Annotated in this window: 26 protein-coding genes; 17 read left to right on the plus strand and 9 right to left on the minus strand. The window is 71.0% G+C overall.

Features of this window, described 5'->3' with window-relative positions; translation table 11 throughout:
* Positions 1-339 (plus strand): helix-turn-helix domain-containing protein (locus HV783_RS07925; protein WP_175188937.1); only part of this gene is annotated, 339 nt, incomplete at its 5' end.
* Between the two features lie 82 nt (positions 340-421).
* Complete coding sequence (locus tag HV783_RS07930) at positions 422-1291, plus strand: DMT family transporter (protein WP_175188938.1); 870 nt, start codon at positions 422-424, stop codon at positions 1289-1291.
* Here the strand turns inward: HV783_RS07930 and HV783_RS07935 are convergent.
* Positions 1288-1758, minus strand: a complete 471-nt coding sequence (locus HV783_RS07935; RefSeq protein ID WP_054500899.1) for a MarR family winged helix-turn-helix transcriptional regulator — start codon at positions 1756-1758, stop codon at positions 1288-1290. The genes HV783_RS07930 and HV783_RS07935 overlap by 4 nt on opposite strands.
* Positions 1759-1931: 173 nt before the next feature.
* On the opposite strand from HV783_RS07935, the gene HV783_RS07940 reads away from it, so the two are divergent.
* Positions 1932-3332, plus strand: a complete 1401-nt coding sequence (locus tag HV783_RS07940; RefSeq protein WP_175188939.1) for an MATE family efflux transporter — start codon at positions 1932-1934, stop codon at positions 3330-3332.
* Positions 3333-3380: 48 nt separating this feature from the next.
* Here HV783_RS07940 and HV783_RS07945 read toward each other — a convergent pair whose 3' ends face one another.
* Positions 3381-4271 carry a LysR substrate-binding domain-containing protein gene (locus HV783_RS07945; protein ID WP_054500897.1) on the minus strand — a complete coding sequence of 297 codons (891 nt, stop codon included), beginning with the start codon at positions 4269-4271 and terminating at the stop codon, positions 3381-3383.
* 123 nt (positions 4272-4394) lie between these two features.
* On the opposite strand from HV783_RS07945, the gene HV783_RS07950 reads away from it, so the two are divergent.
* Together HV783_RS07950 and HV783_RS07955 are read left to right on the plus strand one after the other, a co-directional pair.
* Positions 4395-4805 carry an SEL1-like repeat protein gene (locus HV783_RS07950; RefSeq protein ID WP_064522614.1) on the plus strand — a complete coding sequence of 137 codons (411 nt, stop codon included), beginning with the start codon at positions 4395-4397 and terminating at the stop codon, positions 4803-4805.
* Positions 4802-5572 carry a sulfite exporter TauE/SafE family protein gene (locus tag HV783_RS07955; protein WP_175188940.1) on the plus strand — a complete coding sequence of 257 codons (771 nt, stop codon included), beginning with the start codon at positions 4802-4804 and terminating at the stop codon, positions 5570-5572. The genes HV783_RS07950 and HV783_RS07955 overlap by 4 nt, the downstream gene beginning before the upstream one ends.
* 16 nt (positions 5573-5588) lie before the next feature.
* On the opposite strand, the gene HV783_RS07960 is transcribed toward HV783_RS07955, so the two are convergent.
* From HV783_RS07960 to HV783_RS07970, 3 genes are all read right to left on the minus strand, one after another.
* A complete protein-coding gene (locus HV783_RS07960; protein ID WP_054500895.1) occupies positions 5589-6410 on the minus strand; it encodes an SDR family NAD(P)-dependent oxidoreductase in 822 nt (273 codons plus the stop codon).
* Positions 6411-6580: 170 nt separating this feature from the next.
* Entirely contained in the window at positions 6581-6736 is a 156-nt protein-coding gene (locus HV783_RS07965; protein WP_167517638.1) for a hypothetical protein, read from the minus strand.
* A 144-nt stretch (positions 6737-6880) separates the two neighbouring features.
* Positions 6881-7768, minus strand: a complete 888-nt coding sequence (locus HV783_RS07970; RefSeq protein WP_144655400.1) for a LysR family transcriptional regulator — start codon at positions 7766-7768, stop codon at positions 6881-6883.
* Between the two features lie 110 nt (positions 7769-7878).
* Between HV783_RS07970 and HV783_RS07975 the strand changes: the two genes are divergently transcribed.
* Both HV783_RS07975 and HV783_RS07980 read left to right on the plus strand, forming a co-directional pair.
* Entirely contained in the window at positions 7879-8781 is a 903-nt protein-coding gene (locus HV783_RS07975; RefSeq protein WP_175188941.1) for an alpha/beta fold hydrolase, read from the plus strand.
* 117 nt (positions 8782-8898) lie between these two features.
* Positions 8899-9231, plus strand: coding sequence for a hypothetical protein (locus HV783_RS07980; RefSeq protein ID WP_054500892.1), 333 nt, complete (start codon positions 8899-8901; stop codon positions 9229-9231).
* A 34-nt stretch (positions 9232-9265) separates the two neighbouring features.
* Here the strand turns inward: HV783_RS07980 and HV783_RS07985 are convergent, their stop codons facing one another.
* A complete protein-coding gene (locus tag HV783_RS07985; RefSeq protein WP_054500891.1) occupies positions 9266-9802 on the minus strand; it encodes a GNAT family N-acetyltransferase in 537 nt (178 codons plus the stop codon).
* Between the two features lie 7 nt (positions 9803-9809).
* Positions 9810-10382, minus strand: coding sequence for a helix-turn-helix domain-containing protein (locus HV783_RS07990; protein WP_054500890.1), 573 nt, complete (start codon positions 10380-10382; stop codon positions 9810-9812).
* Positions 10383-10501: 119 nt separating this feature from the next.
* Here HV783_RS07990 and HV783_RS07995 point away from each other — a divergent pair, with 119 nt between their 5' ends.
* The 7 genes from HV783_RS07995 to HV783_RS08025 all read left to right on the plus strand — a co-directional run bounded on the left by HV783_RS07995 (position 10502) and on the right by HV783_RS08025 (position 16287).
* The gene (locus tag HV783_RS07995; protein WP_416172635.1) at positions 10502-12022 is read left to right on the plus strand and encodes a phospholipase D family protein; all 1521 of its coding nucleotides are present in this window, start codon (positions 10502-10504) and stop codon (positions 12020-12022) included.
* 80 nt (positions 12023-12102) lie between these two features.
* Entirely contained in the window at positions 12103-12798 is a 696-nt protein-coding gene (locus HV783_RS08000; RefSeq protein ID WP_144655402.1) for a 2OG-Fe(II) oxygenase, read from the plus strand.
* Position 12799: 1 nt separating this feature from the next.
* Positions 12800-13459, plus strand: coding sequence for a DNA oxidative demethylase AlkB (alkB, locus tag HV783_RS08005; RefSeq protein ID WP_064522622.1), 660 nt, complete (start codon positions 12800-12802; stop codon positions 13457-13459).
* Positions 13460-13600: 141 nt separating this feature from the next.
* On the plus strand, positions 13601-14587 hold the full coding sequence (locus HV783_RS08010; protein ID WP_175188942.1) for a formylglycine-generating enzyme family protein: 987 nt from the start codon (positions 13601-13603) through the stop codon (positions 14585-14587).
* A 50-nt stretch (positions 14588-14637) separates the two neighbouring features.
* Positions 14638-15024, plus strand: a complete 387-nt coding sequence (locus tag HV783_RS08015; RefSeq protein ID WP_054500885.1) for a VOC family protein — start codon at positions 14638-14640, stop codon at positions 15022-15024.
* 6 nt (positions 15025-15030) lie between these two features.
* Positions 15031-15840 carry an AraC family transcriptional regulator gene (locus HV783_RS08020; protein ID WP_116793256.1) on the plus strand — a complete coding sequence of 270 codons (810 nt, stop codon included), beginning with the start codon at positions 15031-15033 and terminating at the stop codon, positions 15838-15840.
* A gap of 81 nt (positions 15841-15921) precedes the next feature.
* Positions 15922-16287 carry a cupin domain-containing protein gene (locus tag HV783_RS08025; RefSeq protein WP_054500883.1) on the plus strand — a complete coding sequence of 122 codons (366 nt, stop codon included), beginning with the start codon at positions 15922-15924 and terminating at the stop codon, positions 16285-16287.
* A 7-nt stretch (positions 16288-16294) separates the two neighbouring features.
* Here the strand turns inward: HV783_RS08025 and HV783_RS08030 are convergent, their stop codons facing one another.
* Positions 16295-16813, minus strand: a complete 519-nt coding sequence (locus tag HV783_RS08030) for an MgtC/SapB family protein (protein WP_054500882.1) — start codon at positions 16811-16813, stop codon at positions 16295-16297.
* Positions 16814-16940: 127 nt separating this feature from the next.
* Between HV783_RS08030 and HV783_RS08035 the strand changes: the two genes are divergently transcribed.
* Complete coding sequence (locus tag HV783_RS08035) at positions 16941-17717, plus strand: short-chain dehydrogenase/reductase (protein ID WP_054500881.1); 777 nt, start codon at positions 16941-16943, stop codon at positions 17715-17717.
* Between the two features lie 10 nt (positions 17718-17727).
* Here the strand turns inward: HV783_RS08035 and HV783_RS08040 are convergent, their stop codons facing one another.
* Positions 17728-18417, minus strand: coding sequence for an HAD family hydrolase (locus tag HV783_RS08040; RefSeq protein ID WP_054500880.1), 690 nt, complete (start codon positions 18415-18417; stop codon positions 17728-17730).
* A gap of 177 nt (positions 18418-18594) precedes the next feature.
* On the opposite strand from HV783_RS08040, the gene HV783_RS08045 reads away from it, so the two are divergent.
* Together HV783_RS08045 and HV783_RS08050 are read left to right on the plus strand one after the other, a co-directional pair.
* Positions 18595-19305, plus strand: coding sequence for a DNA-3-methyladenine glycosylase family protein (locus HV783_RS08045; RefSeq protein WP_254603845.1), 711 nt, complete (start codon positions 18595-18597; stop codon positions 19303-19305).
* Entirely contained in the window at positions 19269-19982 is a 714-nt protein-coding gene (locus tag HV783_RS08050) for a 2OG-Fe(II) oxygenase (RefSeq protein WP_254603846.1), read from the plus strand. The genes HV783_RS08045 and HV783_RS08050 overlap by 37 nt, the downstream gene beginning before the upstream one ends.
* Positions 19983-20021: the final 39 nt, after the last annotated feature.

Consider the following 20021-nt stretch of genomic DNA (forward strand, 5'->3'; position numbering starts at 1 on the left):
GAGCCGGCCGCTGGCGGCGCGTCCGCCGCCATCCGCCATGCGCTCGCCCTGATCGACGACGCGCCCGCCGCCGCCCTGTCGCTGGCCGACCTGGCCCGCGCCTGCGGCCTGAGCCGCTTCCAGGTGCTGCGCGGCTTCAGCCGCGCCACCGGCATGACGCCGCACGCCTACCAGGTGCAGCGCCGTCTGCTGCTGGCGCGCCGCCTTTTGCGCCTCGGCATGGCGCTGGCCGATGCGGCGGCCAGCGCGGGCTTTGCCGACCAGAGCCACATGACGCGGCTGTTCACGCGCGCCTACGGCGTATCGCCCGGCCGCTACGCGCTGGCCGTCGCCGGCTGAATCCGCGCCGCGCAATTTCGTTCAAGACCGCGGCGGCCGTCAACGCCTACGCTGCGGCCTTCTCCGTCATTGCCGCAGCCTCATGAACCGTACCCTGCAAGGCTATTGCTGCCTGGCCGCCGCGATGGCGCTGGTCGGCAGCACCGTCGTCGCCAGCAAGATCATCGCCGCCGGCCTGGCGCCGTTCAGCGCCACCGCGCTGCGCTTCGCCATGGCGCTGCCCTGTTTCGCCCTGCTGTGGAAGCTGGCCGGCGCGCGCCTGCCGCGCCTGGCCTGGCGCGACTGGCTGCTGCTGGCGGCGCAGGCCATCGCCGGCAGCGTCGGCTACACCACGTTGCTGATCGCCGGCCTGCAACGCACGTCGGCGGTGGATGGCGGCGTGATCCTCGGCACGCTGCCGCTGGTGTCGGCCGGCATTGCCATCGCCCTGCTGGGCGAGCGGCCCGGCAAGGCCACGCTGCTGGCCATCGCGGTGGCGGCGGCGGGCGTCTGGCTGATGACGCGCAGCGGCTGGGCCCAGGATGGCGGCACCCTGGCGGGCAACGCGCTGGTGCTGGGCGCGGTGCTTTGCGAGGGCTTGTTCATCCTCCTGCATAAGCGGCTGCGGGCGCCGGTGCCGCCGCTGGCGCTGTCCACGCTGATGACCGCCATCGGCCTGGCGGTGTGCCTGCCGGCGGCCGTCGCCGAAGCGCCGTGGATGCGGCCGCTGCCCGCGGATGCGCTGCTGGCCGTGGCTTATTACGCGTTGGTCCCGACCGTGGGCGGCTTCGTGCTCTGGTACGCCGGCGCCGAGCGCGTCAGCGGCTCGGAAGCCGCGCTATTCACGGCAATCGCGCCAGTGTCAGCCGTCCTGCTGGCCGCGTTGCTGCTGGGCGAAGCGCTGTCCGCCGGCCAGTTGACCGGCATGGCCTGCGTGCTGGGCGCAGCGCTGGCGCTGGCCCGCGCGCGCTAGCCGCGGCTGAACGCCAGCGCGAATTCGTCGGAGAAGATGTCAGCCAGCGATACCCGCAAGGCGGCGGCCCGCTCCGCGCCGTAGGCGGCCTCGAAACGGCGCTGCGCGTCTTTCCAGAGGCGCTTGGATTCGGCCAGTTTGTCGCGGCCAGCCTCGGTCAGCGCCACGCGACGGCTGCGGCCGTCGCGCTCGTCGCGCGCCATGTGGACGTAGCCATCGCGCTCGAGCGGCTTGAGATTGTGCGCCAGCGCGGAGCGATCCAGCACCATCGCGCGCGCCAGGTCGGTCATGGACGGCGCGCCGGCGCGCGCGATGTGCACCAGGATCGAGTGCTGCGACACTTTCAGGCCGCAGGGCGCGAGCACCGTGTCGTACAACTGCGAGACGCGCCGGGTCGCCTTGCGCAGCGCGGCGCCGTTGCAGACCAGCGGGTCCGGGGGGATGGAGGGGGAATCGACGTCGGACATGATGGCTTCGGACGGCAGGTGAAAAGGGTACGCAACGGCGGGGCGGTCCGGCTGGGCAGCCGCCGCAGGCCGCCCATAACGCTACTGCCCCGCCGGATTCCAGTCTAGCGCAATCTTGATATATATTGGCATATGCACGTAAATTTTGCGGACTTTCCCCTCCGCCCCCCGCCATGCCCGCCTCTCCCGCGCCCCGCCCCGCCAATGCCCGCCTGCAGGCCATGCTGCACGCGCCGATCGCCCCGACGCTGGCCCGGCTGGCGTGGCCCAACATCCTGATGATGCTGGCGCAGTCCGCCACCGGCCTGATCGAGACCTGGTTCCTGGCGCGGCTGGGCACCCCGGTGCTGGCCGGCGTGGCGCTGGTGGTGCCGGTGCTGATGCTGATGCAGAACATGTCGCAGGGCGCCATGGGCGGCGGCATCTCGGCCGCGGTCGCCCGTACCCTGGGCGCCGGGCGGCAGCAGGAAGCCGATCAGTTGGTGCTGCACGCGGTGGTGCTGAATGCGGCGCTGGGCCTGCTGTTCTGCGTGTTGCTGCTGGCCTTCGGACCGCGGTTGTACCGCGCCCTGGGCGCCGAGGGCGCGGCGCTGGAGGCGGCGCTGGCCTATTCCAACATCATCTTCGGCGGCATCGTGCTGATGTGGCTGATGAACGCGTTCGCCAGCGTCATCCGCGGCACCGGCAACATGCTGATGCCGGGCGCGGTGATCTGCGGCGGCGCGCTGCTGCTGGTGCCGCTGTCGCCGTGCCTGATCTTCGGCTGGGGGCCGTTCCCCGCGCTGGGCGTGGCCGGCGGCGGCTGGGCGCTGGTCACCTACTACGCCGTCGGCACGCTGGTGCTGGGCGGCTATTGCCTGAGCGGCCGCAACGCCGCGCGCCTGACCCGCTGCCGCCTGCACCTGAGCCTGATGCGCAACATCCTCAGCGTCGGCGCGCTGGCCACGCTCAACCCGCTGCTCACCAATGGCCTGGTGGCGCTGACGGCGGCGCTGGTGGGCACCTATGCCGGCACCGCCGCAGTGGCCGGCTACGGCATCGCGGTGCGGCTGGAATACCTGATGATGCCGCTGGCGTTCGGCCTGGGCGCGCCGATGGTCGCGATGGTCGGCTCCAACATCGGCGCCGGCCAGCCGGAACGCGCCCTGCGCGTGGCGCTCACGGGCGGCGCGATGGCGTTTGCGCTGGCCGAGGCGCTCGGCCTGGCGGCGGCGCTGTTTCCCGAAGTGTGGCTGCGCCTGTTCGGCGCCGAGGACCACATGCTCGAGGCCGGCAGCGCCTATCTGCGCATCGTCGGTCCGGTGTACGGCTTCTTCGCGCTGGGATTCTCGATGTACTTCGCCTCGCAGGGCGCGGGCCGCCTGAAATGGCCGCTGTGGGCCGGCTTCCTGCGGCTGGCGGTGGGCGCGGGCGTCGGCGGCGCGGCGCTGCACCTGACCGGATCGCTGACGCTGTTCTTCCTGATCGCCGCGGCCGCCATGTGCCTGTATGGCCTGGTCATCCTGACCGCCGTGGCGTCCGGTTCATGGTTCGAGCGGGGACATCTGCGCAAGCCCGGGCTCGCGCAACGCTGAGCGCGCGCGGGACCGCCTCATGCCAAAACGAATCTCGCGCCGGCCCTGTCAGGCCTTAGGCGCGTCGCGCAGCGCGTACGCCACCAACTGCTGCGCATAGGCCGGCAGCTCGCCGCGCACACACAGCACCAGGTCGCGCACGGCCCAGTCGTCGACCAGCGCCACCCGCCGCACGCCGGCCGCGCGGCCGTAGCGCACCGCGGCCACCTTCGGCATGATGGCGATGCCCACGCCCTGCCCCACCATGCGACAGACGGCGTCGAAGCTGCGCAGCCGCACGCGGTACGACAGCGCCTTGCCGCCGCGGCGCGCATGGTGCGCGATGTGCTCCTGCAACGCGCTGCCCTCCACCAGCCCCACGAACTCCTCGTCCGCCACGTCGGCCAGCAGCGCCGTCGCGTGGCCCGCCAGCCGATGGCCTGGCGGCAGCACCAGCGCCAGCGGATCATGGCGAAAGCGCAGCACCCGCAGGCCTTGCAGATCCGTGGAATCGGCCAGCACGCCGATGTCGCAGGTGCCGGCGCGCAGGGCGTCGGCGATTTCGTAGCTGAGGCGCTCTTCCAGGTCGACCGAGACGCGCGGGTGGTCCTTGAGGAATGCGCCCAGCACCTGCGGCAGGTACTCGCTGAGCGCGGTGGTGTTGCACAGCACCCGCACGTGGCCCTTGAGCCCCTGGCCGTAGTGGTCCAGCTCGCCGCGCATGCGGTCCATCTGTGCCAGCACCAGCCGCGCGTGATGCGCCAGCGTGCGACCGGCGGGCGTGGCCTGCACGCCGCGATGCTCGCGCAGCAGCAGCGGCACGCCCAGCGTCTCCTCCATGCCGCGGATGCGTTCGCTGGCGGACGCCAGCGTCATGTGCGAACGACGGGCGCCCGCCGTGATGGAGCCGGCTTCCTGCACATTGAGGAAGAGCCGCAGATCGGTCAGGTCGAAGCGCATGCGAAAAGCGTAGCACGCCAGACTCAGGCTGCTCCATAGGCAGGCTCAGCGAGATCCCGATATGGATTCACCCCCTGCCGCGCGCAGAATCTGGCTGTCGATCATCCATCAAGGGGAATATCCATGACTCCCTCCTTCGCGCGGCGCGTTGCCGCGGTCGGGCCTGCCGCGCTGCTGCTTGCCCTGGCGCTGCATTCCTCAGGCCGGGCCGAAGCCAATAACGGTCTGTCGGCCTATGCCACGCCAGCGCAGAAATACGCCCTGGCTCTGGAAGCGCAGACCCTGGGCGACTATCCCGCCATGCTGACGTGGCTGCGGGCCGCGGCGCGCGAAGGCCATGCGCCGGCGCAGCGCATGCTCGGCATCGCCCTGGTCGGTGGCCCCGCGCTGTATGGCGCCGGCCAGCCCGCCGATCTGTGCGAAGGCCGCCAGTGGCTGCTGCGCGCCGCCAGCCAGGGCGGGGCCGACGACGTCGCCTATGCCCTGTTCGGCCGGCCGCGCGACCCGCTCACCGCGCATTGCGAGGCCGCATGAACCTGCACGAACTGTCCGGCATCGCCACGCCGGCGCTGCTGATGGCGACCGCCGCCGTGTTCGTCCTGGCCGGCGTGGTCAAGGGCGTGGTGGGACTGGGCCTGCCGACCATCTCCATGGCCATGCTGGCGCTGGTGATGGCGCCGGCCCAGGCCGCCGCGCTGCTGATCGTGCCGTCGCTCATCACCAATCTCTGGCAGGCGCGGCCATGGCCGACGCTGACGCGGGTGCTGCGCCGCATCGGCGCGATGCAGCTCGGCGTGTGCGTGGGCACGATCGGCGGCGCGCTGTGGCTGGGCGCGCCGGCCGGCCACTGGGCCAGCGTCTGCCTAGGCGTCGCCCTGGTGGTCTACGCGGCCTGGGGATTGTTCGGCAGGCCGCCCGCGGTGCCGGCCCGCCACGAAGGCACGCTTGGGGCGGCGGTGGGCGTGGTCACCGGCGTCATCACCGCGGCCACCGGCGTCTTCGTGATTCCCGCCGTGCCGTATCTACAGGCGCTGAACCTGGGCAAGGACGGACTGATCCAGGCCATGGGCATTTCTTTCACGGTCTCGACCGTCGCGCTGGCGGCGGGCCTGTGGTTGACCGGCAGCTACAGCCCTGGCGCGGCCGGCGCCTCGGTGTTGATGCTGTTGCCGGCGCTGGCCGGCATGGCATTGGGACAATGGTTGCGCGACCGGCTGTCGCCGCGCGTCTTCAGGCAATGTTTCATGGTGAGCCTGGCGCTGCTGGGCGCCTACCAGGCGGCGCAGGGCCTGACCGGGTAGGCGGCCCCGCTCGCGCTCAGGCCGCCATGCGCCGCTCGTCGACGAAGCCGATCGACACGGACATCTCGCGCCAGCGCGCCAGCTCCTGCTGCACAGACTGGATCTTGCCGCGCGCCTGGTCGAAGGCGTCGCGCCCCAGGAACAGGTGCAGCGGCGCATACTGCGCGTCGGCCGCCTGGATCAGCGCGCGCGCCGCCTTGGCCGGATCGCCGGCGGCGGGATGCCCCGCCGCAGCGGCCTGTCCCGCTTCGGGATGGCCGCCGATCTCCTCCGCCCCCGCCCGCATCGCGCCGGGGTACACCAGCGACACCCGCACGCCGTGCGGCGCGGCTTCCAATGCCAGCGCCTCGGTCAGGCCGCTGACGGCGAACTTGGCGGCGCTGTAGGCGCCCCAGCCGGCGCGGCCGCCATCGAAACCGAGGATCGACGAGATATTGAAGACGTGCCCCGCGCGCTGGGCGCGCAGGCGCGGCATCACCGCGCGCACCACATTCAACACGCCGAAGACGTTGATGTCGAAACTGCCGCGCAACGCCTCGTCGGACAGCGCTTCGAGCGGCCCGGACAGCCCCTGGCCGGCGTGATTGACCACCACGTCGATGCGGCCGAACGCGGCGATGGCGGTGTCGACCGCCCGGCGCACGTTGCCTTCATCGGCCAGATTCACTTCGAGCGGCAGGAAACGGCCCTCGAGCTTGGCGCCCACCGCCTCCATCAATACATCCACGTCGTCCGCCGTCGCCGCGACGTAGCCCCCCTGATCGAGCAGCATCCTGACCAGCGCCAGACCCAGGCCGCCCGCGGCGCCTGTGACAAACCAGATTTTTTCGGTGCTCATGCGATCTCCCTCTGCTTGCAGCCACCGGCAACAGGCCGGTGACCCGCCGTCGTCCATGGATTCACACGGAAACCATGGACCCCGGGCGTGAGAGGGATATTAAGAATCGCGTGGTGGAGCGTACAGGCTCGTTCTTGCGTGAAACCTGCCTATTTCTACAGCCTTGCGTCTCAGCCCAGCGCGCTGCGGTAGTGCTCGCTGTCGAAGCGCGGCGAGGTGTCGGCGGGCGGCGCCTCGGCCGGGGCGGCGGCCGCGGGCGCGGCAGCGGCGTCGACGCCGAAGAGGGAGAGTTCAGCGGTGACCAGTGCAAGCAGGAAATTTGCCATGATGATTCCTTTGATTCAGATGCCCGGACCGGCGGCGGCTGCGCCGGTCTTATAGAAGACATGGGCACCATCGTGCGGGACGCGGCGCCACGCGTCCATTTGGTTTACTCAATCAAGGCCATTGAAACAACGCAAGCCCGCGGCTCAACGCGCGAACCGGCGCCGCTGCCCGGTCTCGCGCACGGCCGCGACCAGGGCCCGCACCGCCGGCTCGGCCGAGCGTGCAAAGGCATAGAAGCGCGCGTTCGGGAGCGGCGGCATGCCGTCCTCGCGCGCCAGGGCGCGCAGGCCCTGGCGCAACTGGCTGCGCGCCACCGGCGCCACCGCGAAGCCGGCCTGCGCCGCGGCCAGGCAACCCGCCATGCTGGCGCTTTCGAACGCCGGCAGCCAGGCGCGCCGCGCCTTGCCCAACGCCGCGATCGCGGCCTCGCGGTAGACGCAGGGATCCGGAAACACCGCCAGCGGCACGCGCTCGCCCGGCTTCCACGGCTTGTCCTCGCTCCAGGCCCACACCAGTTCTTCTTCCCATAACAGTTCGCCGTCATCGTGCACGCGGGCGCAGCGCTTGCCGAACACCACGTCGAGCTTGCCGCGTTCCTGCTGACGCAGCAGGTCGGTCGTGACGCCCACCTTCAACTCGATCGACGCGCCGGGGTGCGCGCGGTGGAACGCCTGCAGCACTTCGGGCAGCCAGGCGCCGGCGAAATCCTCGGACGAACCGATGCGCAACCGTCCCTTCAGGCCGGCGCCGCGCAGGCGGGCGCGGGCCTCGCGCTCGAGATCGACGATGTTGCGCGCGTAGGCGTAGAGGGTCTCGCCCGCCGCGGTCAGCTCGAAGCTGCGGGTGGTGCGTTCCAGCAGCACGGCGCCGGCCGTCGACTCCAGGCGCTTGATGTGGCCGCTGACCGCCGACGGCGTCAACGCCAGGGCATCGGCCGCCAGCGCGAACCCGCCATGGTCGACGACCTCCAGGAACGTGCGCAGCAGGGTCAGGTCCAGCACCGCGCCGACCGGCGCCGCAGGGGTGTCCATGGGCGACTCCTAAATACGTGATTCATTGATAATAACCTCACATTATTCACTAATCGTGATTTCCGGCGCCGCTATCGTAGCCTTTCCCGATACCGCAAGGACGCACGACCATGACCGCCTACGCCACCCTCCGCACCCCCCGGCTGGAAATCGCCTATCTGGAATGGAATCCCGGCGGCGCGCGCGCCGCCGTACTGCTGCACGGCTGGCCCGACAGCCCCGAATGCTGGCGCCCGGTGGCGCAGCGCCTGGCGGCCGAGGGCTACCGCGTGCTGTGCCCGGCGCTGCGCGGCTTCGGCCCGACCCGCTTTCTGGACGCGGCGACGCCGCGCAGCGGCGAGCTGGCCGCGCTGGGCCGCGACGTGCTGGACTTCATCGCCGCGCTCGGCCTGCGCCGGCCGCTGCTGGTCGGCCACGACTGGGGCGCGCGCGCCGCCGCCAACGCCTGCGGCCTGCAACCCGGCGTGGCCTCGCACCTGGCGCTGCTGTCGGTCGGCTACGGCACCAACGATCCCGCGCAGGCCCTGCCGTTGCCGCAGGCGCGCAACTACTGGTACCACTGGTTCATGGCCACGCCGCGCGGCGCGGCGGCCGTGCGCGAGGAGGCTCGCGCCTTCACCCGCTATCTGTGGGACGCCTGGTCGCCGCCCGGCTGGTACCAGCCGGACGAATTCGACGAGGCAGCGCGCGCCTTCGACAATCCCGACTGGCCCGCGGTGGTGCTGCACTCGTACCGCCAGCGCTGGGGCTTCGAGGCCGGCGACCCGGCCTACGCCGAGGACAGCGCGCGGCTCACGCCCGCGCCGACACTGGCGCTGCCCACGCTGGTGCTGCACGGCGGCGCGGACACCTGCAACCTGCCGGCGACGTCCGAAGGCCGCGAGCGCTATTTCACCGGAGGCTATGAACGGCGAGTGCTGGATGGGGTCGGCCATTTTCCGCAACGCGAAGCGCCGCAGGCGGTGGCCGCCGCGCTGCTGAAATTCCACGCGGACTGGCCCGTCGCCGACTGAAGCCCGGGCGCGACGACCGGCAGGAAAACGGGGAATGGCGGATAATCGCGGTATTTCCCGCCGCCCTCGCGGCGGCTTCTTGCGGGCGTTCGCGCCCGGCAGCATTCGGAGTCAGCTATGTATCGCGGCATTGAGGCGATCGAACACTTCATGGTATCCATCGGGCTGACCTGGCAGCCCGGCCGCACCGAGAGCGCCGAACTGCGCGCCAGCTACCGCATTGGCAACACCCGTCCGCTGGGCATCGACCGTACCCTGGTGGAATTCCACTGCGACAACAAGCGTCCCAAGGTCTGGGTGCCCGAGTTCTCGCGCACCAGCTTCCACCAGTGGTTCGAAGTGCCGTTCCAGGAATTCGAATTCACGCCGGGCGGCTCGATGCTGAAGATCAAGGCCGCCGCGCGCGGCAACGCCCCGCCCTACAGCGTGGGCCTGAAGCCGCTCGCCTGAGCGGCCTGCCGCGCCCGGCGCCCGCCGGGCCGCGCTACAACGGTTTGTACATGATGGTCGTGCCATCCAGCCGGTTCGGATCGCGCGCATCGCGGGCAAATCCCGGAATTACCCCCACCGTGCGGTAACCCAGCGAGGTATACAACGGCTCGGCGTTGTCGCCGGTGCGCGTATCCAGCGTGATCAGGCTGCGACCGGCCGCCACGGCCGCGGCCTCCGCGGCCTGCATCAGTTCACGGGCGATGCCGCGGCGGCGGAAATCGGGGTGCACCAGCAGCTTGCGGATCTCGGCGCGATGCGGCTGGTTGGGCGGCGTATCGCAGTCCAGTTGCACCGAGCCGGCCACCCGTCCTTCCCGCATGGCCACCAGCAGCACCAGGCCGCCGCTTTCCAGCGGCGGCAGCACCTTGTCGAGCCAGAACGCGCGCGCCGCCTCGGGGCCAAAGGGCAGCACGAAGCTGACGCTGGCGCCCTCCTGCACGCAGGCGTGCAGCAACTCGCCCAGGCCGGGCAGCAGGGCGTGGGCCTCATCGGCGGTAACAGAGGTCAATGCAAGGGTATCGATGGACATGGCGGACTCAGACGATGAACAACAGGTAGCGGGCGCCGCTGTGCGGCGGGGTATCGAACGCGCTGGCGCCGTAGAGCTGATAGCGCAGGCAGTCGCCCGGCCCGAGCGCATGGGCCTGGCCGTCGACGCGGATGGAGAGCTCGCCTTCCAGCATCACCAGGTGGTGTTCCAGCCCGGCGCGCGGCGACTGTTCGTATTCGATATGGGCGCCGGCCGGCAATTCGCAGGCCAGCACTTCGCCGGCCAGCTTCTGCGACGGCGGCGACACCGAGCGGCGCCGAAAGCCCGTGGCGCCATCGACCCACACGGCCTGCGCCGCGCCCGGCACCAGCGGCGCGAAGTCGTCCTCGACCATGCGCAGCAGGCGCGACATCGTCATGCCATAGGCGCCGCACAGCTTGCCGAGCACGCTGGCGGTGGGGCTGACCTCGGCGTTTTCCAGGCGCGACAGCGTGGCGCGGCTGATGCCGGCGCGCGCGGCGAGCTCGTCCAACGACCAGCCGCGCTCGGCGCGCAGGGCCTTCAGGCGGCCGGCCAGGCGTTGGTCCAGGTCGAAATCGGGAGCGGGTGAATTTTCCATATAAGAGAATTTATCTCAAATATGGAATTCAATCAATCACCGTGTGCGCGCCTGCAACCCGACGCGGCCGCCGGCAATTCGGCACAATACGGCGTATGCACACAGCCCGATTCGTTTCCATGACCGTCCTCTGCCTGGGCATCCTGACGGGCTGCAGCCTGCCGCCCCTGGACTCACGCAGCGCCTCGCAGGCGCTGGCGCCCGACGTGGCCCGCGACACAGCGCTGGGCCGCGCCATCGCGCCCCTGGCGGCGCGGCATCCGGGCAAGTCCGGCATCCATCCCCTGGCGGACGCCCACGACGCCTTCGCCGCGCGCATGATGCTGGTGCGCGCCGCGCAGCGCAGCCTGGACGTGCAGTACTACATCTGGCACGACGACATGACCGGCACCATGCTGCTGGAGGCGCTGCACGCGGCGGCCGACCGAGGCGTGCGCGTGCGGCTGCTGCTGGACGACAATGGCACCTCCGGGCTGGACACGGTGCTGGCGGCGCTGGACGCGCATCCGAACATCGAGGTGCGCCTGTACAACCCGTTCGCGGTGCGTTGGCCCAAGTCCATCGGCTACCTGACCGACTTCCGCCGCCTGAACCGGCGCATGCACAACAAGTCGCTCACCGCCGACAACCAGGCCACCATCGTCGGCGGCCGCAACATCGGCGACGAATACTTCGGCGCCACCAACGGCGTGCTGTTCACCGACCTGGACGTGCTGGCCGTGGGCGCCGTGGTGCCTGACGTCTCAAACGACTTCGACCGCTATTGGGCCAGCCAGTCGGCCTATCCGGTGGCGGGGCTGCTCAAGCCCGCCGGCCCCGATGCGCTGGCCGCGCTGGAACGCAAGGCCAGCGCCGTCGAGCGGTCGCCCGAGGCCGCGGCCTATGCCGAGGCGATGCGCGAGCTGCCGTTCATCCAGCAACTGCTGCGCGGCGAACTGGCGCTGGAGTGGGCCGACACGCGCATGGTCAGCGACGACCCGCGCAAGACGCTGGGCACCGCGCCGCCCGAGGCCATGCTGCCGCACCAGTTGCACGACATCGTCGGCACGCCGACGACCGACCTGGAGCTGGTCTCCCCCTATTTCGTGCCCACCGCCAGCGGCACCGAGGCCTTTGCGCGCATGGCGCAGGGCGGGGTCAAGGTGCGGGTGCTGACCAACGCGCTCGAGGCCACCGACGTGGCCGTGGTGCATTCGGGCTACGCCTCGCGACGCCGGGACCTGCTGGCCGCCGGCGTGGAACTGTTCGAAATGAAGCGTCAGGCGGGCGAAGTCGAGCGCAACAAGAGCATGGGGCCGTTCGGCAGCTCCGGCTCGAGCCTGCACGCCAAGACCTTCGCGGTGGACGGACGCAGCGTGTTCGTCGGCTCATTCAATTTCGATCCGCGCTCGGCTCGCCTGAACACCGAGCTGGGCTTCGTGATCGACAGCCCGACCCTGGCGCGCCACATCGCCGACGCCTTCGAGCGCGACATCCCGCGCAGCGCCTATCGCGTCTGCCTGGACGACAAGGGCAGGCTCTACTGGCTGGAACAGCGCGACGGCCGCACACTCCGACACGACACCGAGCCGGGCACGACCGCCTGGCAGCGCTTTTCGGTGTGGTTCGTATCGCTGCTGCCGGTCGAGTCGCTGCTGTAGGCGGCGGCAACATACGGAGTTCGGCGCCGGCCCGATGGCGCTAGACTGGACACTATCGCTTTTCCTATGCATCGCACCGAATGAGCAAGCTGGACACCCTGGACTGGACCCGCATCGCCGCCGACCTGGACGCGCGCGGCCACGCCGTGGCCGCCGGCCTGCTCACGCCGGCGCAATGCGCGGCGCTGGCCGCCGGCTACGACGACGAACACCGCTACCGCAGCCGCATCGTCATGAGCCGCCACGGGTTCGGTCGCGGCGAATACAAGTATTTCGCCTATCCGCTGCCGCGCCTGCTGCACAACCTGCGCACCGCGCTGTACCCACGCCTGGCCCCCATCGCCAACCGCTGGAACCGGCAGATGGGCATCGCGGTGGATTATCCCGCCGCTCACGCCGATTTCCTGGCCCGCTGCCACCATGCCGGCCAGCGCCGGCCGACGCCGCTGATCCTGCGCTACGGGCCGGGCGACTACAACTGCCTGCACCAGGACCTGTATGGCGAACACGTCTTCCCATTGCAGGTCGCCGTGCTGCTGTCGCGGCCAGGCCTGGACTTCACCGGCGGCGAGTTCGTCATGACCGAGACCGACAGCGGCGGGCAACGCGCCGAAGTGCTGCCGCTGCGCCAGGGCGACGCGCTGGTATTCACCGTCAACCAGCGCCCGGTGGCCGGCGCGCGCGGCTGGCGCCGCGTGGCCATGCGCCACGGCGTCAGCGCGCTGCGCGACGGCCGCCGCCACACGCTCGGCGTGATCTTCCACGACGCGACCTGACATGGGAACCAGCCTGAACCTGTTCAACGACGAGGAAACCGCGCAGACCGGCCGCGAACGCATCGGCGCGCAGTCAGTCGTGCTGCGCGGCTATGCGCTGCCGGCGGCGCGGGCGCTGCTGGCCGGCGTCGACGCGGTGCGCCGGGAAGCGCCCTTTCGCCACATGGTCACGCCCGGCGGCCTGCCCATGTCGGTGGCGCTGACCAACTGCGGCGACTTCGGCTGGACCAGCGACGCGCGCGGCTACCGCTACACCCGCGAGGATCCGCGCACGGGGCTGCCATGGCCGGCGATGCCGGAAGCCTTCGACACGCTGGCGCGCGAGGCCGCGCTGGCGGCGGGCTTTCCCGGCTTCGCGCCCGATGCCTGCCTGGTCAACCGCTACCAGCCCGGTTCGCGCCTGTCGCTGCACCAGGACAAGGACGAGCGCGACTACGACGCCCCCATCGTCTCGGTGTCGCTGGGCATGCCGGCGGTGTTCCTGTTCGGCGGCCACGAGCGCGGCGACAAGGCCGTGCACGTGCCGCTGTTCCATGGAGACGTGGTGGTGTGGGGCGGCGTCGACCGGTTGCGCTATCACGGCGTGCTGCCACTGAAGGACCGCCCGCACCCCACGCTGGGCAGTGTGCGGATCAACTTCACCATCCGCAAGGCAGGCTGAGACGGCTTGCGCCGCGCACCCGCGGAAGCAGCCGGCCGATCGAGGCTGCCGGCCGGCCGCCATGCGGGTTCCCCAGAACTGGCGGCGACCGCGCGACGGCCCTATTATCGGGCACCCTTGCGCCCTTTCTCCAGGTATTCCATGCGCCTCGCCTTAGCCCTGCTGTGTTCGCTGGCCAGCCTGTCCGCCATGGCCGCCGAGCCGCCGACACCGATCGAGAATTCGCTTGGCATGGTGTTCGTGCCATTGCTGGCCGGCACCTTCCAGATGGGCAGCGACGAAACGCCCGAGGCGCTGGCGCGCGACTATCCGCAATACCCGAAAGAGCGCTTCGCCCAACTGTTCGACGAAGCGCCGGTGCACACGGTGCGTATCACCCGGCCCTTCCTGATGGCGCGCACGGAAGTCACCGTGGGTCAGTTCCGGCGCTTCATCGAGGCCTCGGGCTATGTGCCGGAATCGGAAGCGGACGGCACCGGCGGCTATGGCTACAACGCCGCCTACGACCCCGATGCCAGCGAACGCGGCGACGCCTTCGAGGGACGTGACCGCCGCTATTCGTGGCGCAACCCCGGCTTCGCCCAGACCGACGCGCATCCCGTCGTCAATGTAAGCTGGAACGACGCGACCGCCATGGCGCGCTGGCTCAGCCGCGAGGAAGGCCGCGTCTACCGCCTGCCCACCGAGGCCGAATGGGAATACGCGGCCCGCGCCGGCAGCCGCGGCCGCTACCAGAATGGCGACGATCCGGCCGCGCTGCCGGACGTGGCCAACACTTTCGACGCCGACGCGGCGCCGCTGTGGCCGAAATGGCGGGCGTTCGCCGCCGCGCGGCGCGACGGCCATGCCTTCACCGCGCCGGTCGCCAGCTACGCGCCGAACGCGTTCGGACTCCATGACATGCATGGCAATGCCTGGGAATGGGTGTCCGACTGGTATGGCGAGGACTACTATGCGCATTCGCCCCAGGATGACCCGCAGGGCCCCGCCAGCGGCAACGTCAAAGTGCGGCGCGGCGGCTCCTGGCACACCTGGGCGCTGTACGCGCGTTCGGCCTACCGCAACTGGAACACCGTGGAAACGCGCTATCCGCTCGTCGGATTCCGGCTGCTGCGCGAAGCGGATTAATGTAGACCGGTTAGCATAGCCGCAAGCACAACTTTCAAAAGAGTCCCGACATGCATTCGCTGGGCCGTCTCGTCCTGCTCGTCAACGATTACGACACCGCCATCGCCTTCTACCAGGACAAGCTGGGCATGGAGGTGTTCGTGGACATGGCCGTGGGGCAGCAGCGCTACGTGCACCTGCGCCTGCCCGAGCAACCGTCGGTGGGCGTCTGGCTGCTGCAAGCGCAGACCCAGGCCCAGCGCGACCGCGTCGGCGACCAGACCGGCGGCCAGCCGGTGGGCGTGTTCTACACCGACGACGTCGCCCGCGACCATGCCCGTTTCGCCGGGCGCGGCGTGCGCTTCACCCGGGAGCCGGTGGACGACGGCAACGCGGTATACGCGCACTTCATCGACCTGTACGGCAACGAGTTCGTGCTGGTACAGATCCGGCCATAGACAGCCGTGTCCGCCCGCCCCGCCTCCCGCGACTGGATCGTGCGCCGCGCGCCGGACGACCGGTTCGAGCGCATCGAGGCGTATTTCGGCGGCCGCGGCTACGGCCTGCATCGCCACGACACCTACGCCATCGGCTGCACGCTGGCGGGCGTGCAGAGCTTCCACTATCGCCGCGGCCTGCGGCACAGCCTGCCGGGCGGCGTGCTGGTGCTGCATCCCGACGAGGCGCACGACGGCCAGGCCGGCACCGACGCCGGCTTCCACTACCGCATGGCCTACGTGCAGCCCGCGCTGATCCAGCGCATCCTGGGCGGCCGGCCGCTGCCGTTCATTCGCGACGGCATTTCCAGCGACCCGCGGCTTGGCGCGGCCTGCGCCGCGCTGCTGCGCAACGACGAGGGCGACGCCGATCCGTTGCGGGAAGACGATGCGCTCTACGACCTGACGCTGGCGCTGTGCGCCGCGGCCGGGCAAGCGCCCGCCGCCCGCCTTCCCGATTACGCCGCCGGCGAACGCGCTCGTCAGTACATCCACGACACCCACGGCATGGCGATCTCGCTGGACGACCTGGAACGCGCCGCCGGCATCGACCGCTGGCGCCTCTCGCGCGATTTCCGCGCACTGTATGGCGCCAGCCCGTACCGCTATGCGCTGCTGCGCCGGCTCGACCTGGCACGGCGCCTGATCGCCGCGGGGCGGCCGCTGGCCGACGCCGCGGCCGAGGCTGGCTTCAGCGACCAGAGCCACATGACGCGGCGCCATGCCCAGGCGTTCGGCATGACGCCGGCGCAATGGCGCGGCACCCTGCGGCGCTGACGTTCGCCGCACAAACGTACAAGACGGCGAGCGCGCGCGTCGCTACGCTGGGGCCTTCCATTTTCCGCCGAGGAACCCCGAATGTCCGCCATCGCCATCAACCTGGCCCGCAAACTCTCGCTGATCCAGGAACACTGGACGCCCAAGGTCATCGCCGAGATGAACGACTACCAGTTCAAGCTGGTCAAGCTGCACGGCGAATTCGTCTGGCACGCCCATGCCGATACCGACGAGACCTTCATCGTGCTCGAAGGGCGGCTGCGCATCGAACTGCGCGACGGCCACATCGACCTGGGGCCCGGCGAGATGGCCGTGATCCCCAAGGGGGTCGAGCACAAGCCCTGTGCCGAAGACGAGGTGCACGCCATGCTGATCGAGCCGCGCGGCGTGCGCAATACCGGCGACCACGGCGGCGAGCGCAGCGCGCCCAACGACGTCTGGATCTGAGGCCGCCTCAGGGGCGGTCGCGCTCGATCACCCGCTTCTCGTTCTTGCCGGCGATGCGCGCCTCGACCCGCCGCAGCACCGCCAGCACGAACAGCGCCATCGCCGTGCTGGCCACGGCCGTGGCCTCGCGGCCCATGCCGGCGGCCACGCCGATGGCGGCGGTCATCCAGATGCTGGCGGAGGTCGTCAGGCCGCGGATCTCGCGTTCGTCGCTGAGCTTGATGATGGCGCCGGCGCCGAGAAAGCCGATGCCGGCGATGACGCCCTGCAGCACGCGGCTGAGGTCGCCGACCGCCATGCCGTTCTGCAGCGGCACCAGCACGAAGATGGCCGCGCCCAGCGCCACCAGCATGTGAGTGCGCAGGCCGGCGGCCTTGCCGCTGCGTTCGCGCTCGTACCCGAGCAGGCCGCCCAGAATCACCGCCATGCCCAGCCGCAGCACGATGCGGGTGGCTTCGCCGGCATCGGGGATGTCGGCGAATTCGCTGCGCAAGGTGCTCCAGACTTCCAGCCAGATTTCCGCCATCGCCGTCTCCCGCGTCCAGGTATGCGGCGTTCAGCATAGCAGGCTGGCGCTGGCGTCGCGCCGGCCATCCGGTTTACAACGTCATCCTGGTCCGCGCTATGACGGACGCGATCGCGAGGAGCTTGGGATGGATCTGCAACTGGAGGGCAAACGCGTACTGGTGACGGGCGCGTCCAAGGGGATAGGCCTGGCTTGCGCCCTGGCGTTCGCGCGGGAAGGCGCCGAGCCGATCCTGGCGGCGCGCGACGACGCGGCGCTGCGGGCCGCGGCCGCCGCGATCGCCGCGCAGACCGGCCGGCAGGCCCGCACGCTGGCGGTCGATCTGGCGCAGCCGGGCGCGGCTGCGCGCGTGGTGGAACACACCGGCGTCGTCGACATCCTCGTCAACAACGCCGGCGCGGTGCCCGGCGGCGCGCTGGATCAGGTCGATGACGGGCGCTGGCGCGCCGGCTGGGACCTGAAGGTGCATGGCTACATCGACCTGGCGCGTCACTATTACCCGTTGATGCGCACCGCCGGCAACGGCGTCATCGCCAACATCATCGGCATGGCCGGCGCGGCCCCGCGCGCCGACTACATCTGCGGCGCGGCCGCCAACGCCTCTTTGATCGCATTCACGCGCGCCCTGGGCGGCGACGGGCCGCGCCACGGCGTGCGCGTGTTCGGCGTGAATCCGTCGCGCACGCGCACCGACCGCGTGTTGACGCTGGCCAGGCAGCGCGCGCAGGCCCGCTGGGGCGATGAATCGCGCTGGCAGGAAACCCTGCACGACCTGCCCTTCGGCCGCCTGATGGAACCCGGCGAGGTGGCCGACATGGTGGTGTTCGGCGCCTCGCCGCGCGCCGGCTACCTGAGCGGCACGGTGATCGACCTGGACGGCGGCGAGCAGTACGCCGGCCGCTGACCCGTCGGCGTCAGCGCGCCGCGGTCCAGCCGGCCAGCAGGGCCGGCAGTTGCGCCATGTCGGTGAAGACGTGGGCGACGCCGACGTCGCGCAGCGCCTCGGGACCGCTGTGGCCGTTGTCGCCGGGGCTGTAGCCGAACACCGTGGCGCCCGCCGCCACGCCGGCGGTGGCGCCGGTGACGGTGTCTTCGACCACGGCGCAGCGGCGCGGGTCCACGCCCAGCGCGCTGGCGGCGGCCAGGTAGACATCGGGATAGGGCTTGCTGCGCGGCATTTCGTGGCCGCTGAAGACGCGTTCGCTGAAGCAGTCGGCGATGCCGACCTTGGCCAGTTGCAGCTCGACCTTGCGGCGGTCGGCGCCGGAGGCCACTGCGATGCGGCCGTCCAGCGTCCGGTGCAAGGCGCGCACCGCGTCCGGCGCACCGGGGATTTCCAGCAGTTCAAGGTCGAGCGCGGCGTTGCGGCGCTCGCGGAATTGCGCGAACCAGTCGGGCGACAGCGCCACGCCGGTGCGCGCCTGGATGAGGGGCAGTTCGTCGCGCACCGCCTTGCCGGTGAAGATGCGGGTGGCCTCTTCGAAGGTGATCGCCCAGCCCAGTTCGTTGAGCATCTCGGTCAGGACGCGGGCGGTGATCGGCTCGGAATCGACCAGGACGCCATCACAGTCGAACAGCACGGCGTCAAAGGGAAAATCAGTCATTGCGGGCAGCGGGAAAGGGGGCAGGAAAGCCCACAAGCATACTGCACGGCCCATTGCCGGCCAGGGGCGCGCGCCGCGGCCGCAAGCAACGGAGTGCCGGCGGCGGCCCGAGCCGTTATGCTGTCCTTCGCCGGCGTCCCCGCCCCGCGCCGCCCTGCCCCCCGATTCCCGCCTCTCATGACGCCACCCGATACCGCCCCGCCCGCCGCCGGACGCCGGCCCCACAAGACCGTCGCCGCACAGGAAGCCCTGCCGACGCCGGTCCTGTTCGAGCGCGCCGCCCGCCACCTGGCCGCCCTCGACGCCGACTGGGCGCGCCACGTGCAGGCCATCGGCCCCTGCCTGCACGCGCCGCGGCCGGCGCGCGAGCCCTACGAGGCGCTGGTGCGCGCCATTGCCTACCAGCAGTTGCATGCGCGCGCCGGCGACGCCATCCTCGGCCGGCTGCTGGCGCTGTATCCGGGGCAGGCCTTCCCCCAGCCACAGGCGCTGCTGGACACCGACCCAGAGGCCCAGCGCGCCTGCGGCTTTTCGGCGTCCAAACTGGCCACCATCCGCGGCATCGCGCAGGCGGCGCTCGACGGCGTGATCCCGGAGCGCGACGAGGCGCTGGCGATGAGCGACGAAGCCCTGATCGAGCGCCTGGTGGCGCTGCGCGGCGTGGGCCGCTGGACCGTGGAGATGCTGTTGATCTACACGCTCGAGCGCATGGACATCCTGCCAGCGGACGACTATGGCGTGCGCGAAGGCTATCGCCGGCTGAAACGCCTGGACAAGGCGCCATCGCCCGCCCGGATGCGAACCATCGGCGAAGCCTTCAGCCCGTATCGCACGATCGCGGCGTGGTACCTGTGGCGCATGCCCACCGCGCCGGCGGCAATGTCATGAACGCCGCCGGCCATCCGCTGGACCGCTACGACTGGACCGGCATCGTGGGCCAACTGGACGCCGAGGGCTGGGCGCCGCTGCCCGCGCTGTTCAGTCCGCCGCAGGCGCGCGCGCTGGCGCGGGCTTTCGACGACCCGGCGGCCGTCCGCATCACCGGCGAACGCGACGAGCGGCGCGCCCTGCGCCTGCCCGCGCCGCCGCCGCTGCGCGACCTGCCGTGCGCCCTGTATGCGCGGTTGGCACCGCTGGCGCAGTCCTGGGCGCAGCGGCTGGGCCACGACGTCCGCTATCGGCCGGACCTGGACGCCGAGCGAACCGCGCCCGACGGCCCTGCCGTCCTCACCTGCCTGCGCCTGGACGGCTACGAAGCGCTGCAACACGCGCATGACGACAGGGCGTTCCCCATCCGGCTGGTGGCGCTGCTGTCCGATCCCGCCCGCGACTTCAGCGGCGGCGAATTCGTCATGACCGAGCAGCGTCCGCGCCAGCAGTCGCGGCCCCTGGTGCTGCCGCTGGGCCTGGGCGACGCCGCCCTGATCGCCGCGGCCCATCGCCCCATTCGGGGCGCGCGCGGCGACTACCGCGCCACCCTGCGCCACGCTGTCAGCCGGGTGCGCGGCGGCGAACGCCGTGGCCTGGAATCGCCCCTGGACGGCCAAGCGTTCGCCCCCGGATAGCCCGCCCGCCGGCGCATCGAACTGCGCATCCAGATTGCA

The organism is Achromobacter dolens (assembly GCF_902859745.1).
In the GTDB taxonomy this organism is placed as follows: Bacteria; Pseudomonadota; Gammaproteobacteria; order Burkholderiales; family Burkholderiaceae_B; genus Achromobacter; species Achromobacter dolens.

What these genes read in the sequence shown, in the direction of transcription:
- HV783_RS07970 (WP_144655400.1), bottom strand. Translation starts at nt 7,768, where the DNA reads ATGGACACCCCTGCGGCGCCGGTCGGCGCGGTGCTGGACCTGACCCTG.
- HV783_RS08010 (WP_175188942.1), top strand. Translation starts at nt 13,601, where the DNA reads ATGCGCCTCGCCTTAGCCCTGCTGTGTTCGCTGGCCAGCCTGTCCGCC.
- HV783_RS07975 (WP_175188941.1), top strand. Translation starts at nt 7,879, where the DNA reads ATGACCGCCTACGCCACCCTCCGCACCCCCCGGCTGGAAATCGCCTAT.
- HV783_RS08000 (WP_144655402.1), top strand. Translation starts at nt 12,103, where the DNA reads ATGAGCAAGCTGGACACCCTGGACTGGACCCGCATCGCCGCCGACCTG.
- HV783_RS07980 (WP_054500892.1), top strand. Translation starts at nt 8,899, where the DNA reads ATGTATCGCGGCATTGAGGCGATCGAACACTTCATGGTATCCATCGGG.
- HV783_RS08035 (WP_054500881.1), top strand. Translation starts at nt 16,941, where the DNA reads ATGGATCTGCAACTGGAGGGCAAACGCGTACTGGTGACGGGCGCGTCC.
- alkB (WP_064522622.1), top strand. Translation starts at nt 12,800, where the DNA reads ATGGGAACCAGCCTGAACCTGTTCAACGACGAGGAAACCGCGCAGACC.
- HV783_RS08030 (WP_054500882.1), bottom strand. Translation starts at nt 16,813, where the DNA reads ATGGCGGAAATCTGGCTGGAAGTCTGGAGCACCTTGCGCAGCGAATTC.
- HV783_RS08015 (WP_054500885.1), top strand. Translation starts at nt 14,638, where the DNA reads ATGCATTCGCTGGGCCGTCTCGTCCTGCTCGTCAACGATTACGACACC.
- HV783_RS07950 (WP_064522614.1), top strand. Translation starts at nt 4,395, where the DNA reads ATGACTCCCTCCTTCGCGCGGCGCGTTGCCGCGGTCGGGCCTGCCGCG.
- HV783_RS07930 (WP_175188938.1), top strand. Translation starts at nt 422, where the DNA reads ATGAACCGTACCCTGCAAGGCTATTGCTGCCTGGCCGCCGCGATGGCG.
- HV783_RS07990 (WP_054500890.1), bottom strand. Translation starts at nt 10,382, where the DNA reads ATGGAAAATTCACCCGCTCCCGATTTCGACCTGGACCAACGCCTGGCC.
- HV783_RS07995 (WP_416172635.1), top strand. Translation starts at nt 10,502, where the DNA reads ATGACCGTCCTCTGCCTGGGCATCCTGACGGGCTGCAGCCTGCCGCCC.
- HV783_RS07960 (WP_054500895.1), bottom strand. Translation starts at nt 6,410, where the DNA reads ATGAGCACCGAAAAAATCTGGTTTGTCACAGGCGCCGCGGGCGGCCTG.
- HV783_RS08025 (WP_054500883.1), top strand. Translation starts at nt 15,922, where the DNA reads ATGTCCGCCATCGCCATCAACCTGGCCCGCAAACTCTCGCTGATCCAG.
- HV783_RS07940 (WP_175188939.1), top strand. Translation starts at nt 1,932, where the DNA reads ATGCCCGCCTCTCCCGCGCCCCGCCCCGCCAATGCCCGCCTGCAGGCC.
- HV783_RS07935 (WP_054500899.1), bottom strand. Translation starts at nt 1,758, where the DNA reads ATGTCCGACGTCGATTCCCCCTCCATCCCCCCGGACCCGCTGGTCTGC.
- HV783_RS07965 (WP_167517638.1), bottom strand. Translation starts at nt 6,736, where the DNA reads ATGGCAAATTTCCTGCTTGCACTGGTCACCGCTGAACTCTCCCTCTTC.
- HV783_RS08045 (WP_254603845.1), top strand. Translation starts at nt 18,595, where the DNA reads ATGACGCCACCCGATACCGCCCCGCCCGCCGCCGGACGCCGGCCCCAC.
- HV783_RS08040 (WP_054500880.1), bottom strand. Translation starts at nt 18,417, where the DNA reads ATGACTGATTTTCCCTTTGACGCCGTGCTGTTCGACTGTGATGGCGTC.
- HV783_RS07945 (WP_054500897.1), bottom strand. Translation starts at nt 4,271, where the DNA reads ATGCGCTTCGACCTGACCGATCTGCGGCTCTTCCTCAATGTGCAGGAA.
- HV783_RS07955 (WP_175188940.1), top strand. Translation starts at nt 4,802, where the DNA reads ATGAACCTGCACGAACTGTCCGGCATCGCCACGCCGGCGCTGCTGATG.
- HV783_RS07985 (WP_054500891.1), bottom strand. Translation starts at nt 9,802, where the DNA reads ATGTCCATCGATACCCTTGCATTGACCTCTGTTACCGCCGATGAGGCC.